Source organism: Empedobacter brevis, from assembly GCF_965118635.1.
Taxonomy (GTDB): Bacteria; Bacteroidota; Bacteroidia; order Flavobacteriales; family Weeksellaceae; genus Empedobacter; species Empedobacter brevis_A.
The window spans coordinates 85,701-102,326 of the sequence record NZ_CBCPHV010000004.1 but is presented as its reverse complement, the minus strand read 5'-3'; the positions used below and the strand labels follow the sequence as shown (position 1 = coordinate 102,326).

Sequence of the window (16,626 nt, the reverse complement as noted above, 5' to 3'; positions counted from 1 at the left end):
CATCTTTTCAGATGAGTTTTTTTATGAAGGAAATTTAGAATTTCGAGTTGAAATATTTTATAATAGGAAACTTATTAGTAGAGTTAAAAAATAATGTATTTTTATAACTACTGTAAAATTTAACATATGAAGAAAAATTATTTCAAACCTTTAATTTTAGGGTTAGGTTTATTTTCATTTTCGGTTTTTGGACAACATGAAAAACCTAAATATGATTATCAAGAAGCTTTCAAACCTTTTTTTTATCAAAATAATGCAACAGAAACTCGTTCTGCGAGTGGAAAACCTGGTCATAATTATTGGCAAAATCGCGCTGATTATAATCTAAATGTAAGTCTTAACGAAGAGAAAAACGAGATATCAGGCACTTCTGAAATTACATATACTAACAATAGTTTTGATGACTTAGATTTTTTATGGTTACAATTGGATCAAAACTTATTCAATAAAGAATCTCGTGGAAGTTTTTTATTACCAATATCAGGAAGTCGTTATGGTGACTCTACATCAGATTTTGAAGGAGGTTATAAAATTAAATCTGTACAAATTGATGGAAAAGATGCTAAGTATACAGTTTCAGATACTCGTATGCAGATAGATTTGATTAATCATTTAAAAGCTCGTGGAGGAAAAACAAAAATAAAAATTGAATATTCCTTTATTTCTCCAAATTATGGAGCAGATAGAATGGGAATAGAACCCACAAAAAATGGAAAAATTTATACAATAGCTCAATGGTTTCCTCGCATGGCAGTATATGATGACATTATGGGATGGAATACTTTACCATATTTAGGCCCTGGAGAATTTTATTTAGAGTATGGTGATATCACTGCAAATATTACAGTTCCATCAACACATTATGTTGTCGGTTCAGGTGAATTATTGAACGAAAATGAAGTCTACTCGAAAGAAGAAGTGAACCGTTGGAACAAGGCAAAAACGAGTGAAAAAACGGTTATTATTCGTTCTGCTGATGAGGTAAACAAAGCGACAAAAGTTGCAAAAGGAACAAAAACATGGAAGCTTAAAATTCAAAACGCACGTGATTTTGCTTGGGCATCTTCTTCAGCATTTATAATAGACGCTGCTAAAATTAACCTTACTAGTGGTAAAAAATCTCTTGCAATTTCCGCTTATCCAGTTGAAAGCGATGGAAAAGATGCATGGGCTAGGTCTACAGAATATACAAAAGCTTCTATTGAGCATTACTCAAAACAATGGTTAGAGTATCCTTATCCTGCCGCCACAAATGTAGCTGGTAATGAAGGCGGAATGGAATATCCTGGTATTGTTTTCTGCCATATGAATACAAAAGGAGAAAGTCTTTGGGGCGTAACAGATCATGAATTTGGACATATTTGGTTTCCAATGATTGTTGGTTCTAATGAACGTGTTCATGGTTGGATGGACGAAGGATTCAATACATTTATCAATAGCATTTCAACAAAAAATTTCAACAACGGAGAATATTACAAAAAACAATCGTTGCAAAAGATGGGTAATTTTTTCTTTAGTGAAAATTTAGAACCAGTGACGACACAACCAGACAATATGCGTGAAAGAAATATTGGAACATTACTATATTATAAACCAGGAGCAGGATTGAAAATATTACGAGAAACAATTCTTGGCGAAGAAAAGTTTGATAAAGCATTACGTCAATATATAAAGTATTGGGCTTATAAACATCCAACACCAGAAGATTTTTTCCGTACGATGGAAAATGTTTCGGGAGAAGAATTATCGTGGTTTTGGAGGGGCTGGTTCCTAAATAAATGGACGATTGACCAAGGAATTAACAGCGCAAAATATGTCGACGGTGATTATAAAAAAGGATTGATTTTAAAAGTTGAAAATTTTGGTCAATTACCAATGTCAACAACTGTTCAAGTAAATTTTAAAGATGGAACTTCTCAAGAAGTTAAATTACCAATTGAAGTTTGGAAACGTAATACAGAATGGACATTTAAAATTCCATCTACAAAAGAAGTCTCAACAATAAAGCTTGATCCAAATGGAACTTTACCCGATATAGATATTAAAAATAATACGTTCAATATGGCTGACGAAAAGCAAATTGAAAAGATTGACCCAAAAGAATTTGAAGGTACATTCACTAATAAACAAATCAATTCTGATTTTGTTTTAAAAGTAGAAAAAGATAAGTTAAATTTATTTTTTAATAATTTAAATTTTGATTTGGATTTCCTTGGTGAAGGAAAATTTATAAATGAAGAAGCAGGAATCGAACTAATTTTTTCTAAAGATAAGAAGACATTTACAATCGAAGAATCAAACCAAAAATTTGAATTTACGAAGAAATAAATTATAAAAAATCCGCTCATTGAGCGGATTTTTTATTGTGTTAAAATATGAAAAGCTTCTTCCAAATTTTTATATTGTCCTTTAAATTCTTCGATTGATTGATCTGCTATTATTTTCCCTTTATTCAAAAGAATTACACGCGAACAAAGCGCTTCTACTTCTTGCATAATATGCGTAGAAAGAATCACCGTTTTCTCTTTTCCTATTTCGCGAATAACTTCTCTAATTTCAATAATTTGATTCGGATCTAAACCATTTGTTGGCTCATCTAAAATCAAAATTTCTGGACTAGAAATAATTGCTTGTGCCAATCCAACACGCTGTTTATATCCTTTTGATAATTGATGAATTTTCTTATGTTTTTCTGGCGATAAACCAACTTTTTCAATTACTTCCTCAATTTTAGATTTCGATACATTTCTAATATTTGTTACAAATTCTAAATATTCTTTCACATACATATCCATATACAATGGATTGTTTTCTTGCAAAAAACCAATCAATTTTTTCGATTCAATTGGTTGAGAAGCTACATTGAAACCATTCACAGAAATTTCTCCAGAATCTGCATTAATTGCATTAGTAATGCTTTTCATCAAAGTCGATTTTCCTGCTCCATTTGGCCCAAGTAAACCTACAACTTCACCATTATTTATTGAAAAAGAAACTCTGTCCAAAGCCACTTGATCACCGTATTTTTTTACTAAATCTGTAATGATTATTCCCATTTGATGAAAAATTTTCGATAAAATTAGCAAAAAAGATTTGGAAAACTGAAAATTTATCTTTTAGATTTGTAGAACAATTAGAAAAACGAAATGGCAACATTCAATTATTTTAACGCATTCTTTTTTTACTTTTTTGGGTATTATCCAGGAGAGCAGGGACTGCGTTGTCAAAATTGATTGTTAACATTCATAATAAGATAATATAAAGTCCCGCAATTTGTGGGACTTTTTTTGTGGATAAAAATGAAAGAAAGAGTTGCAATACAAGGTTACATTGGTTCATATCATCACGAAGCAGCCAATAATTATTTAGGAAATGACATCGAAATTGTAGAATGCGACACATTCAAAAGTTTAGCAAAATTGCTTGCAAAAGGAAAAGTTGATAAAGCAATTATGGCAATAGAAAATACAATTGCTGGAGCTATTTTACCAAATTATGCGTTGTTAACGAAATACAATTTGAAAGTTGTTGGAGAAATTTATGTTTCCATTCAACATCAATTAATGGTGAAAAAAGGACAAACCTTAGATGACATAAAAGAAGTTCGCTCGCACCAAATGGCCTTATTGCAATGCGATAAATTTCTTGAAAAATATCCTAATTGGCGAATTGTAAATGATATTGATACAGCATTAACAGCCAAAGATATCGTAGATCAAGATTTGGATAATGTTGCAGCAATTGCGTCTAGAAAAGCGGCAGAAGTTTATGGATTAGATATTCTCGCTTCAAACATTCAGACTTTTCAGGACAATTTTACTCGTTTTTTTGTATTACAACGCGAACATAATGATTACGAAGATTTCAATAAAGTTTCTATGCGTTTTTCTGTTCCACACAAATCTGGTGCTTTGGTTGATGTTTTGAATCAAATTGCAGAATGCGGAATTAATATGGATAAAATACAATCTGTTCCGATTATTGAAAAACCTTGGGAATATTCTTTTCACATCGATATTACATTCGAGCAGAAAGAACAATATTATGAATTACTTGGGAAAATTGCACGAAAATTAACTGATTTAGAAATATTAGGCGAATATAAACTGGGAAAAAAATGATAGTAGAAGCCCAACGATTACAAAGCGTTCAAGAATACTATTTCTCTAAAAAATTACAAGAAATAGCAAATATGAAAACGGATATTCCAATTATTTCATTAGGAATTGGAAGTCCAGATTTACAACCTCATCACGAAGTTATTGAGGAATTAATCAAAAACTCGCAAAGCGGAATCAATGGCTATCAAAGTTATCGTGGAATTCCAGAAATGCGCGATGCAATGGCAACTTTTTACAAAAATAAGTTTGATGTAAATGTAAATCTTTCAACCGAAATTTTACCTTTAATGGGTTCTAAAGAAGGAATTATGCACATTTCGATGGCTTTTTTAAATGAAGGAGACAAAGTTTTAATTCCAAATCCTGGTTATCCAACTTATTCATCAGTAACAGAATTAGTTCAAGCAGAACCTTTATTCTATGATTTAAAAGATGAAAACAATTGGCTTCCAGATTTTGAACAATTAGAAAAATTAGCCGAACAAAAACCGAAAATTATGTGGCTAAATTATCCACATATGCCAACAGGAGCAAAAGCTCCGAAAGAAGTTCTTAGAAAATTAGTGAAATTTGCAACTCGCCATAATATTTTGATTGTTAATGACAATCCATATAGTTTTATTTTGAATGATAATCCAACAAGTATATTAGCAATAGAAGGAGCAAAAGAAGTTTGTGTAGAACTGAATTCTTTGAGCAAAACATTTAATATAGCAGGTTGGAGAGTAGGAATGGTAATTGGAAAAGAACGTTTTATCAATTCAATTCTAAAAGTCAAATCAAATATGGATTCAGGAATGAATTTTGCGATACAAAAAGCCGCAACAAAAGCCCTTTTAGTTGACGAATCTTGGTACAATAAATTAACAAAAGTATACGAAGAACGTAGAAAAATAATTTGGGAAATAGCCGATTTGCTAAATGTAAAATATAATCCAAATGCAGCAGGAATGTTTATTTGGGCTAAACTTCCAGAAGGAAAAGATGATAAAGAATTTATTGATGATATTTTATACAACAAAAAAGTATTTATCACACCTGGAAGTATTTTTGGAAGTAATGGTGAAGGATTTATTCGTTTTTCACTTTGCGCACCAATCGAGAAGTTAATTGAAGTAAAGGAAAGATTATCAGCATGAAAACAATTTCAGTAATCGGTTTAGGATTAATCGGAGGTTCTTTTGCTTTAGCCTTAAAAAAAGTTGGTGTAGCCGAAAAAATAATTGGTGTTGATCAAAATACTGAACATTGTACAGAAGCTCTTGAATTAGGAATTGTAGATGAAATCGCTCCTTTGAATGAAGCACTTTCTCAATCAGATTTAGTTGTGATTTCGGTTCCAATTAATGCCATTCAAAAAATTTTACCAGAGATTTTAGATCAAATTAATGAAAAGACAATTGTTATGGATATGGGATCAACAAAAGGAGGCATTTGTAAAAAGGTTCTGAATCATCCCAAAAGAAAACAATTTGTTGCAACGCACCCAATTGCGGGAACTGAAAATTCTGGTCCGAAAGCAGCTTTTCCAGAATTATTCTTGAACAAAGTTGCCATTTTATGCGATGTAGAAGAAAGCGAAAAAGAAGCTGTAAAAAAAGTAAGAAAAATATATCAATCACTTTGGATGAATGTAAAAACCATGACTTCTGAAGCACACGATGCTCATATTGCTTACGTTTCTCACCTTTCACATATTACATCGTTTGCTTTGGGACAAACTGTTTTAGAAGAAGAAAAAAACGAAGATGCAATTTTTGATATGGCTGGTTCTGGTTTCGAATCTACCGTTCGTTTAGCAAAAAGTTCACCTGATATGTGGACACCAATTTTGATTCAAAATCAAGAAAATTTACTCAATGCAATTGATGCTTATCAAACTCAAATTTCTAAAATCAGAAAAATGATTGAAGAAAAAGATGTCGAAAATATTCATCAATACTTAAAAAACACAAACGACATACGTCGAATATTAAATAAATAAGAAATAATTACTATAAAGGAAAAATATTAAACCTTAAATTTGTAAACATTATGGAAAATAATAACTGGATTAAAGAATACGATAAACCAATGATCATCGCTGGACCATGTAGTGCAGAAAGTGAAAAACAAATGATGACAATTGCCGAAGATTTGGACAAAGATTATGTACAAGTATTTCGCGCAGGAATTTGGAAACCTCGTACAAAACCAAACTGTTTTGAAGGAGTTGGTGCAATTGGATTAAACTGGTTGAAAAAAGTAAAAGACGAGTTCGGAATGAAAATTGCCACTGAAATTGCAAATGCAAATCATGCAAAATTAGCATTAGAATATGATGTTGATGTGCTATGGATTGGAGCTCGTTCTACAGTAAACCCTTTTACAGTACAAGAAATCGCAGAAGCTCTTCGCGATACAGATAAAACTGTTTTGGTTAAAAACCCTGTAAATCCAGATTTAGATTTATGGATTGGTGCTCTGGAACGTTTAGAAGGTCAAGGAATCAAAAATTTAGGTGCTATTCACCGTGGTTTCTCAACTTACAAGAAAACAAAATACCGTAATAATCCACAATGGCAAATCGCTTTAGATTTCAAAAATAAATTACCAAATATTCCAATTATTTGTGATCCTTCACATATTTGTGGGAACAGAACAGGTTTATTTGATGTTGCACAACAAGCATTCAACTTCGAGTACAATGGTTTAATGATTGAAACGCACAACAATCCTGATGAAGCTTGGTCTGATGCTTCTCAACAAATAACACCAGCTCGTTTATTGGAAATTTTGAAAGATTTAGAAATTCGTCAATCAGATGATCCAGATTCAATTTACAAAACGGGAATCGAAAATTTACGTCATCAAATTGATGAATTAGATAATTCTATCTTAGATACAATTGCACAACGTATGAAAGTTGCTAATTCTATCGGAGAATTGAAAAAAGAACATAATGTAGCAGTTTTTCAACCAGATCGTTGGAAACAAATAAAAGATAATTCTGTAAAAGCAGGACTTTCTTTAGGATTATCTGAAGATTTTGTTGACAAATTATTGCAAGCAATTCACCAAGAATCTGTTGCACAACAAAACCAAATTATGGTAAAAAAAGAAGAAAAAATTTAAAAAATATTGAAAGGAATTGTCATAAAATCTACTGGTAGTTGGTACCATCTTCTTACGGAAGATGGCACTATTTATCAGGCAAGAATCAGAGGGAAATTTAGAATAGCTAATATCAAACACACCAATCCAATCGCTGTTGGAGATGAGGTAGATTTTGAGATTGACAAAGATGATATTGCCGTTATTACAAACATACATGATCGCAAAAATTACATCATCCGAAAATCTGTTAATCTATCCAAGAAAACGCATATTATTGCATCTAACATTGATGTTGCTTTTCTGGTTGTAACGCTATCGAATCCCAAAACTTCATTTGGTTTTATTGACCGTTTTTTAATAACTGCCGAAGCCTATCATATTCCTGTTATTATTCTATTCAACAAAATGGATTCGTATACAGAAAGTGAAATGGCTGAGTTAGATATTTATAAATCAATTTACAATTCTATTGGCTACGAAAGTATTGATATATCTGCAGAAACAGGCTTGAATTTAGATTTGGTAAAAGATAAAATGAAAGATAAAGTAAGTTTAGTTTCAGGGCATTCTGGAGTTGGAAAATCTACTTTATTGAATAAATTAAATCCTGATCTTAACTTAAAAACACACGAAGTTTCTGATTTTAATAGCAAAGGACAACATACAACAACTTTTGCTCAGATGTACAAATGGCCATTTGGAGGTTTCATTATCGATACTCCAGGAATTAAAGAATTTGGTTTAGTACATATCGATAAGTCTGAACTACAAGGGTATTTTCCTGAAATTTTAGACTTAAAACACAATTGTAAATTCGATAATTGCATTCATGTCAACGAGCCAAAATGTGCTGTGCGAGATGCAGTAGAAAATGGAGAAATAGCAATTTCTCGATACGAGAATTATCTCACATTTTTAGAAGAAGATATTTATACAGAAAAATAATAAAAAAGCCATTTCTTAAGAAATGGCTTTTTTATTTTCTCAAATTACGGTTTCACGTAAAAATAATCAAATTCCTCATTCTATCTTTGTTAAAACTAAACAAATGAGCAACTTATCTGTACAAATTGCATTGGATTTTGTGGAATGTACAAAAGAACAAAAGGAAAAATTTTTAGAATATCTAAAAAGTTTGAATTGGAAAACTTCTAATCCAAATAAATTGTGGGTTGCCGAATTTAAGAAGACTAATAGTCAAGAAGATAAATTAAAAAAAGTTGAACAAGAAATAATTAATGCTAGAGAAATTTCTAAGCTTTATGAAATAGATTATATGATAATTACAGATGATGAAATTTATTTTAATCAGCTAAATTAAATGTATAGCAATTACTTACCTAACTTAAATTGCAACAAGCGTTACAAAACATTATAATGATGGATTGTAACGTTTTTTATTTGTTAACTTTTTCTTAAATTTAAATCGATTTTAGACTACTAAAACCTATAATTATGCGAGTGATTTTACAACGTGTTCAACACGCTTCTGTAATGATGGGCGGAAATATAACAGGAAAAATTAAAAATGGAATTTTATCCTTAGTTGGTTTTGAACCCGATGATACCAAAGAAGATTTTGAATGGATTTCAAAAAAAATAATTCAACTCCGAATTTTTAATGATGAAAATGGCGTTATGAATTTAGATATTCAACAAACAGAAGGAGATATTTTAGTTGTTTCACAATTCACATTGCATGCTTCGACAAAAAAAGGAAATCGTCCTTCTTATATAAAAGCCTCAAAACCAGATTTAGCAAAAGAACAATATCAATCTTTTTTAAATATTTTAGAAACAAATTTTAAACCTGTACAAAAAGGAATCTTTGGTGCAGATATGAAAGTCGAATTATTGAATGATGGACCAGTTACAATTATCATTGATTCGAAAAATAAAGAATAACCTAATTAATCCTAAATGAAACAAATTCTACTTTTTACATTTTTTATAATCTATTCACATTCTTTTGCTCAAAATTATGCAGTAGATCAAATTCCAACTGATCTTATAAAAGATGCATACGCTGTTGTTCGGAAAAATGACGAAAAAATTGAATTATTAAAAATTGATGAACTAAAATATATCGAAGATGTTGTTGTAACTGTTTTAAGCAAAGCTGGAGACGATTATGTCGGAGCACAAGCGAATTATGATCCCAATACAAAAATTGACTTATTCGAAGCAACTTTATATGATGCGAATGGAAAGGAAATTAGAAAATTCAAAACCAAAGATTTTAGTGATCAAAGCTATGTTACTGGCGGACAAATGTACACAGATGACAGAGTAAAATATTTAAATTACACACCAACAAGTTATCCTTATACAATACATTATAAAATTGTTACAACCAACAAAAACACACTTTGGATTCCTCGTTGGTCGCCTATACGAGCAGCAAATTTATCAATCGAAAAATCATCGTATCAGTTTGTCAACAAAACATCTTCCATCATCCGATTAAAAGAAGATAATTTTAAGGATTATAACATTTCAAAAACAGGTGATAATAATAATTTGAGTTATTCATTAAGCAACATTTCAGCATTTAATGAAGAAGATCAAATGGTTGGAAGCCAAAAGATATTTCCTCGAGCAATTTTAGCATCAAATGAAATTAATATTGATGGTGTTAAAGGGAACTTTGACAATTGGAACGATTACGGAAAATGGACTTTTGATAATTTAATTCGTACAAAATTAGATTTTAATCCTGCTCAAAAATTAGTATTTCAAAACATGGTAAAAGATGCAAAATCAGACGAAGAAAAAGTTCAGATTTTGTACAAACATTTGCAAAATAAAGTTAGATATATTGGTGTACAATTGGGAATTGGAGGACTTTCTCCTTTTCCAAATTCTTATGTAGAAACGAAAAGTTACGGCGATTGTAAAGCGCTTTCCAATTATATGATTGGAATGTTAGATGCTGTAAATATCAAATCGTATCATACCATATTATTTGCCGGAAATCCTATAGATATTGATGAACAAATGATGTATCAACAAGGAAATCACATGATTGTTTATGTTCCGCTAAATGGAAAAGATATTTGGCTGGAAGCAACAAGCCAAACAGCTCCTTATAATTATTTAGGTGATTTTGCAGGAAATAGAAAAGTATTAATTATTGATGAAAAAGGTGGAAAAATTATTCCTTCTCAACAATTTAAAACAGAAGATAATCAGTTAATCATCAATGGAAATGCAACACTTTTAGCAAACGGAACATTCAATTTTAATTTTACAGAAACTTCAAAAGGATTGATTTATGAGAACTTTGCAAAATTTAATCAATTAAGCGAAAAAGATCTTGATCTTCGTCTCAAAAATCGTTTTTCATCCTTACAAGGAATATCATTCAAAAAGAAAGAATTTAATAACGATTGGAAAAATGCAATTTTCACTTCAAATTTTGATTTTTCAGCTCCAAACTATGCTAAAATTCAAGGAAATAATATCATTCTAAATATTATTCCTATTAATAGAGAAGAAACTTCTGTCAAAAAAATGAAAGATAGAAAGTTTGATTTCAATATCGAAACAGGATATGTAGATGAAGTTTTTTATACTTTAATTCTTCCTTCTGGATTTCAATTACCACAAAAATTTGATCCAATTACCATAAAATCTATTTTTGGAGAATATCTGTTAGAGATTAATCCTAAGGAAAATAATTCATTCGAAATAAAACGTATTTACAAACAATTTCCAGGAACTTTTTCGAAAGAAAAATACAATGAATATGTAGAATTTCGAAGACAAATCGCAGGCTATGATAACACAAAACTACTTTTAGAAAAACTATAACACACTACTATGAAAACACTATTTACAATTGTTGCTACTATTGCAACCGTTTCAAGTTTTGCGCAAGATGTGAAATTTGGAAAAATATCAAAACAAGATTTTGAGAAAACGAAAAGTACAATTCAAGCTGATGCTCCTGCCGAAGTTTTATATGCTGATGGAAATTATAAAGTTAGTTTTAATACGAATCAAGGAGGAGTTGAACAAACAAAGAAAGTATTTTATAGAATTATTGTTTTTGATAAAGATAAAACACCAGATGATGTTTTGAAAGTTGAAATTCCTTTACGCAAAAATTCAGGATCTGATCAAGAGAAATTACTTTCATTAAAAGCAGTTACATATAACCTAGAAAATGGAAAAATTGTTGAACAAAAAGTAGAGAAAAAAGATATTTTCTTAGATAAAGTTCATCGCTTTATGGATAAACAAACGTTTACATTTCCAAATGTAAAAAATGGTTCAATCTTAGAATATACATACGAAGTTATTTCTCCATTTTATGGAAATACAGATATATGGTATTTTCAACAATCGATTCCTGTAGTTGCGAGTAATTTTACAATGCAAAATCAAGAATATTTTAATTATCAACAAGATTTACGAGGTGGATTTGCTCCTAAAATCTCTAAAAACTCTAAAGAAGACAATTATACAATTCACAATAGAAGAGAAAGTGATATCTACGGAAGGACAACTCAAAATTCTAGTATTGATAATGCTAAATTAAAAATCAACACACAAACTTATTCATTAGCAAATTTGCCTTCTTATTCTCGCGAAGCTTATGTGCTTAATCCTAGAAATATGTTAGCAAGTATTCAGTTTGAGTTAGCATCATTTCATGCTCCAGGAAGAGCTTCAGAAAATTTTTCTACAACTTGGGAACGGATTGGTAAAGATTTGATGGATCATGAAGAATTTGGTCGACAATTAAACGGAAATAATTTTTTAGACGAAACCGTAAATGCAACAATAACAGGCAAAGCAACAAATATTGAGAAAGCGAAAGCTATTTTCGATTATGTAAAAAATAATATGACTTGGAATGATTATTTAGGTCAATATACAGATAAAGGAATTCGAAAAGCTTTTAACGAAAAATCTGGAAATTCTGCTGATATAAACCTTATGTTAACAGCAATGTTACGCAAAGCAGGATTTGATGCAAACCCAATTGTTCTGAGCACATTACAAAATGGTTTAATCAATTATGCTTTTCCTTCTCGTAGCAAATTAAATTATGTAATTGTTGGAGCTACAATTGATAATGATTTTTACTTAATGGATGCAACTGATAAAAATTCTCAAATTAATTTATTACCAATTCGAGCAATCAATGATCGTGGATTTATGGTAAATGATAAAGGAATAAAAGAAATTCAGTTACGCAATTCTGTTATGACTAACGAAAAAGTAACTATTACAGCAGATTTAAAAGCAGATGGAAGTTTGAAAGGTTTATTTTCTGATGTTCGTGACAATTATTTTTACATGTTCGATAAAAATGAAATTGCGAATGATCCAAAAGCTTTTGAAAAGGAATTTGTAGAAGATTATAATTTTGAAATTTCTGAATTCAAAACACAAGATAACAAAGAAAATATGATTCGTCATCAATTCAAGTTCGATGATGTAAAAGTAGATGTTGCTGGAAATAAAATATTATTTAATCCATTTTTGTTTATTGCAAATACAAAACATAATCTGAATTTGGATCAACGTAATTATAATATCGAATTTGGTGCGCCAACTACCAATACAAATACAGTAAAAATTAAAATTCCAGAAGGCTACAAGGTTGAAACTTTACCAACAGAAAAACAATTCACAATGCAAGACCAAACAGGTGGATATGCTTATAAAGTAATCGAAAAAGATGGTTATATTGTCGCACAAGCTCAAAAAGTAATTCCATATAGTATTTTACCTGCTCAATATTATAAACCTTTGAAAGAGTTTTTAACAAATATCATTCAAGCAGAAAGTCAGCAAGTAATTTTAGTAAAACAATAAAAAAATATTCTAATATCGAATAAAGCCAACACCAATCTCGTGTTGGCTTTTTATTTTTGTACCTTTATATTCTTAAAAATTATTAGATAAAATGAGTCTTAAACAAGCACAATTAGACGTTGATAATTGGATCAAAGAACACGGCGTTCGTTATTTTAACGAATTAACAAATATGGCACAACTAACAGAAGAAGTTGGAGAAGTTGCACGTATAATTGCTCGTCGTTATGGAGAACAATCTGAAAAAGAATCAGATAAAAACAAAGATTTAGGAGAAGAATTAGCCGATGTTATTTTTGTAGCACTTTGCTTAGCAAACCAAACTGGTGTTGATTTGGAATCTGCTTTCTATAAAAAATTAGATTATAAAACAAAACGCGATCACGATCGTCATCAAAACAATGATAAATTAAAATAAACATGATTGAAATTTCAGCACTACAATCTCCAATAAACAATCAATTAGCCATAACAGGATCTAAAAGCGAAAGCAATCGCTTGTTGTTATTAAATCAATTATTTGAGAATGTTTTGACATTAGAAAATGTTTCAAATTCAGAAGATTCTCAATTAATGCAAAAAGCATTAGCAAACAAAACCGATTTAGTCGATATACATCATGCCGGAACTGCAATGCGATTTTTGACAGCTTATTTTTCTATTCAAGACGGAAAAAAGGTTACATTAACAGGTTCTGATAGAATGAAACAGCGTCCGATAAAAATTTTGGTTGATGCGTTGAATGAATTGGGTGCAGAAATTTCTTATCAAGAAAATGAAGGTTATCCACCTTTAAATATTGTCGGAAAGAAATTAACGAAAGATTCAATTACGATTTCGTCTAATATAAGTTCGCAATATATTACCGCTTTATGTTTGATTGGAACAAAATTAGAAAATGGTTTAACAATCAATTTAGACGGAAAAATCATTTCTGTTCCTTATATTCAAATGACAATTCAATTGCTGAATAAAGTTGGAATTGAAGCTAAGTTTGAAGGAAATACAATCAAAATTCCTTTTACAGAAAATATCAAAACTCAAACTTTACAAGTAGAATCAGATTGGAGTTCTGCTTCGTATTATTATAGTTTAATTGCTTTGTCTAAGAATTCTGAAATTAAAATTTCCACTTATTTCCAAGATTCTTTACAAGGAGATTCGGCTTTGCAACATATTTATGCAGAAAACTTTGGTGTAATTTCAAGTTTTGAAAATGGTATTTTATCATTGAAAAATGATGAAAATTTCACGCCAAAATCTATGATCGAATTAAATTTAATTAATACGCCAGACATTGCTCAAACAATCGCCGCTACTTGTGTTGGGCTAAAAGCGAAATGTAATTTAACAGGTTTAGAAACGCTTAAAATTAAAGAAACTGATCGCTTGGTTGCGCTTAAAAATGAATTGGAAAAATTCGGAGCAATTATAACCATTACAAACTATTCTTTAGCAATTGAAGGTTATAATAGTTTTGAAGAAACACCAACTTTAACAACTTATAATGACCATAGAATGGCAATGTGTATGGCTCCTTTGGCTCAAATTTATACCATTAGAATTGAGAATGAAATGGTTGTTGAAAAATCATATCCAACATTTTGGGAAGATTGGAAACAATTAGGTTTTCAGATTAAATCTATATAAAATAGAACAAAAAAATCCGCTCATTGAGCGGATTTTTTTGTTTTATAAATGATTCTTTATTCAAAATTCTGCATGTTTACCAAATTAGCATAAACACCTTTTTTCTCGATAAGCGAATGATGATTTCCTTCTTCAATAATTTTACCTGCTTCCATCACAACAATTTTATCAGCATTCTGAATCGTCGATAAACGATGCGCAATAACCAAAGAAGTTCTATTTTGCATCATATTATTTAAGGCAACTTGTACCAATTTTTCTGATTTTGTATCCAATGCCGAAGTCGCTTCGTCCAATACCATAATTGGTGGATTTTTGTAAACTGCACGCGCAATACTCAATCGTTGTTTTTGTCCTCCAGAAAGTTTACTTCCGCCTTCTCCTACCGATTCTTGATACTTATCTGGCATTTTTATAATAAATTCTTCAGCATTTGCAATTTGTGCAGCATGTTCTACTTTCTGCAAGTTTGGAGATTTATCTCCTAAAGATATATTATTAAAAATAGTATCATTAAACAAAATTGAATCTTGCGTTACCAAACCAAATAATAAACGATAATCATGTAATTTTATATGTTTAATATCAATTCCATCAATTAAAATTTGACCAGATTTTACATCCCAAAAACGAGTAACTAAATTAGCCAAAGTCGATTTCCCAGAACCAGATTGTCCAACTAAAGCAACCGTTTCTCCTTTGTTTATCGTTAAATTAAAATCCTTAATCACATCATGTTTTCCGTAAGCAAAAGTTACATTTCTGAATTCAATTTTATTTTCAAAAGCCTCAATTCCTTTTGCATCTGGAATATCTTTTATCGAAACATCTGCATCCAAAACCTCAAAAATTCTTTTTGCAGAAACTTCTCCTTTTTGTACATCTGATAAAGCTTTAGAAAAACGTTTGATCGGGTCTAATAAAGTATAAAAAGTTGCAATATAAAAGATAAATTGCGATCCTGTTAATCCATTTCCTTCCAATGATAATTTTCCTCCAAAAAATACGATTAATCCAATTGTAACTGCTCCTAAGAATTCACTTGTTGGAGAAGCCAAAGCTCGTTTTTTCATTACTTTTTGAAGATATTTTCGGTAACGATTAATTGATTCATCAAAACGTCCTTTTACTTGATCTTCAGCATTAAAAATTTTGATAATCTTAAGCGATGATAACGTTTCATCTACATAAGTAATAATATTAGATAATTCGTCTTGCGCATGAGCAGCAGCTTTTTTCAGGCTTTTTCCAATCAACGAAATAATTGTTCCCATAATTGGAAAAACTAAAATTGCGAAAATCGTTAATTGATAACTTACAGTAAATAATACGACAACAAAAACGATAATCATAATTGGTGAACGAACGATTTCAACAATTGAATTTAAAATATTCGATTCTACTTCATTTACATCACTCGAAATACGATTTATCATATCTCCTTTTCGTTTTTCTGTGAAATAAGCCACTGGCAAATCGATAATTTTATTGTGTATATCTACTCGCAAATCGCGTGTAACACCAGAACGCAAGTCAACCAGACAAGTTTCGGAAAGAAAACTGAAAATGTTTCGAAATAAAAACGCAACAATAAATATCAAACAAGAAATTGCTAATACATAAACTGGACCTTCCACTTGAGAAAGTTCATTCATGTAATAAGCAGAATAATCTGAAAAAAAATGTTTCAAATCGCCCAAGTTTCCTGAGTAAATAGGTTTTTCAATAACTTCATTTGTTTCTTCTCCAAACAAAACACTCAAAATTGGCATCATAAAAGCCAATGCAATAACATTGAAAAGTGCGTAAAGTAAATTGAAAATAATCGCTGTAATAAACGATTTTCTATATGGTTTTGCGTATGAAAACGCTCTTTTAGTTAAACTCATTGATTTATTTTAGAAATAATCAAAACATCGTTTTGAAGCTA

The 16,626-nt window shown here is 30.3% G+C and carries 14 protein-coding genes; 12 read left to right on the top strand and 2 right to left on the bottom strand.

Annotated features, from left to right (window positions below; genetic code table 11):
- The first annotated feature begins 126 nt into the window (after nucleotides 1–126).
- Entirely contained in the window at nucleotides 127–2,328 is a 2,202-nt protein-coding gene (locus tag ACMHJW_RS06835) for a M1 family metallopeptidase (protein ID WP_413532668.1), read from the top strand.
- A gap of 32 nt (nucleotides 2,329–2,360) precedes the next feature.
- Here the strand turns inward: ACMHJW_RS06835 and ACMHJW_RS06830 are convergent, their stop codons facing one another.
- Complete coding sequence (locus ACMHJW_RS06830; RefSeq protein ID WP_413532667.1) at nucleotides 2,361–3,056, bottom strand: ABC transporter ATP-binding protein; 696 nt, start codon at nucleotides 3,054–3,056, stop codon at nucleotides 2,361–2,363.
- 243 nt (nucleotides 3,057–3,299) lie between these two features.
- Between ACMHJW_RS06830 and ACMHJW_RS06825 the strand changes: the two genes are divergently transcribed.
- The 11 genes from ACMHJW_RS06825 to ACMHJW_RS06775 all read left to right on the top strand — a co-directional run bounded on the left by ACMHJW_RS06825 (nucleotide 3,300) and on the right by ACMHJW_RS06775 (nucleotide 14,696).
- Complete coding sequence (locus tag ACMHJW_RS06825; RefSeq protein ID WP_413532666.1) at nucleotides 3,300–4,121, top strand: prephenate dehydratase; 822 nt, start codon at nucleotides 3,300–3,302, stop codon at nucleotides 4,119–4,121.
- On the top strand, nucleotides 4,118–5,260 hold the full coding sequence (locus ACMHJW_RS06820) for a pyridoxal phosphate-dependent aminotransferase (RefSeq protein ID WP_413532665.1): 1,143 nt from the start codon (nucleotides 4,118–4,120) through the stop codon (nucleotides 5,258–5,260). Before ACMHJW_RS06825 ends, ACMHJW_RS06820 begins: the two co-directional genes overlap by 4 nt.
- Nucleotides 5,257–6,105, top strand: coding sequence for a prephenate dehydrogenase (locus tag ACMHJW_RS06815; protein ID WP_413532664.1), 849 nt, complete (start codon nucleotides 5,257–5,259; stop codon nucleotides 6,103–6,105). Before ACMHJW_RS06820 ends, ACMHJW_RS06815 begins: the two co-directional genes overlap by 4 nt.
- A 50-nt stretch (nucleotides 6,106–6,155) precedes the next feature.
- Complete coding sequence (locus ACMHJW_RS06810; RefSeq protein ID WP_413532663.1) at nucleotides 6,156–7,235, top strand: chorismate mutase; 1,080 nt, start codon at nucleotides 6,156–6,158, stop codon at nucleotides 7,233–7,235.
- 6 nt (nucleotides 7,236–7,241) lie between these two features.
- Nucleotides 7,242–8,162 (top strand): ribosome small subunit-dependent GTPase A, encoded by a 921-nt coding sequence (gene rsgA / locus ACMHJW_RS06805; RefSeq protein WP_413532662.1) that lies wholly within the window; start codon nucleotides 7,242–7,244, stop codon nucleotides 8,160–8,162.
- A gap of 22 nt (nucleotides 8,163–8,184) precedes the next feature.
- Entirely contained in the window at nucleotides 8,185–8,538 is a 354-nt protein-coding gene (locus tag ACMHJW_RS06800) for a hypothetical protein (RefSeq protein ID WP_413532661.1), read from the top strand.
- Nucleotides 8,539–8,672: 134 nt separating this feature from the next.
- Complete coding sequence (dtd, locus tag ACMHJW_RS06795; RefSeq protein WP_413532660.1) at nucleotides 8,673–9,122, top strand: D-aminoacyl-tRNA deacylase; 450 nt, start codon at nucleotides 8,673–8,675, stop codon at nucleotides 9,120–9,122.
- 15 nt (nucleotides 9,123–9,137) lie between these two features.
- Nucleotides 9,138–11,030, top strand: coding sequence for a DUF3857 domain-containing protein (locus ACMHJW_RS06790; protein WP_413532659.1), 1,893 nt, complete (start codon nucleotides 9,138–9,140; stop codon nucleotides 11,028–11,030).
- Nucleotides 11,031–11,039: 9 nt separating this feature from the next.
- Nucleotides 11,040–13,046 (top strand): transglutaminase domain-containing protein, encoded by a 2,007-nt coding sequence (locus ACMHJW_RS06785; protein WP_413532658.1) that lies wholly within the window; start codon nucleotides 11,040–11,042, stop codon nucleotides 13,044–13,046.
- Nucleotides 13,047–13,137: 91 nt separating this feature from the next.
- Entirely contained in the window at nucleotides 13,138–13,464 is a 327-nt protein-coding gene (locus ACMHJW_RS06780) for a nucleotide pyrophosphohydrolase (RefSeq protein WP_135834709.1), read from the top strand.
- Between the two features lie 2 nt (nucleotides 13,465–13,466).
- Nucleotides 13,467–14,696 (top strand): 3-phosphoshikimate 1-carboxyvinyltransferase, encoded by a 1,230-nt coding sequence (locus ACMHJW_RS06775; protein ID WP_413532657.1) that lies wholly within the window; start codon nucleotides 13,467–13,469, stop codon nucleotides 14,694–14,696.
- A 56-nt stretch (nucleotides 14,697–14,752) separates the two neighbouring features.
- On the opposite strand, the gene ACMHJW_RS06770 is transcribed toward ACMHJW_RS06775, so the two are convergent.
- On the bottom strand, nucleotides 14,753–16,585 hold the full coding sequence (locus ACMHJW_RS06770) for an ABC transporter ATP-binding protein (protein ID WP_413532656.1): 1,833 nt from the start codon (nucleotides 16,583–16,585) through the stop codon (nucleotides 14,753–14,755).
- Nucleotides 16,586–16,626: the final 41 nt, after the last annotated feature.